Here is a 271-nt window from a genome sequence, read left to right as displayed (position 1 = left end):
CCTCAAAAAAGCCTCGCACGTCAATCTTGCCCGTCACAGCGGCGGAGATCAGAGCAGCGCGGTGCTCCTTTTGCAGTTCGATAGCTTGCTGGGCTTTGGTGATGAGAGTGTCAATCTTGTTCACTTCATTATCGAGATAGTCAACGATCGCATTTTGTTCCATTAGTGTTGGCGTAAGCATCGGGATGGTTCGAACGTCCTCGAGGCTAAGTTGAATCTTGGTGCCACCATAACCCTGAGCTGCAAAATGATTTTGCCCGACAGCAGATAG

The 271-nt window shown here is 49.8% G+C and carries 1 pseudogene; it reads right to left on the bottom strand.

Features of this window, described 5'->3' with window-relative positions:
- Nucleotides 1-271, bottom strand: a pseudogene (locus SB749_RS19525) (hypothetical protein); the annotation flags it as partial.

Source organism: Brevibacterium sp. SIMBA_078 (genome assembly GCF_046534565.1).
Classification (GTDB): domain Bacteria; phylum Actinomycetota; class Actinomycetes; order Actinomycetales; family Brevibacteriaceae; genus Brevibacterium.
Note: the sequence above shows the minus strand (reverse complement) of the source record. Positions and strands in the feature narration are given on the sequence as shown.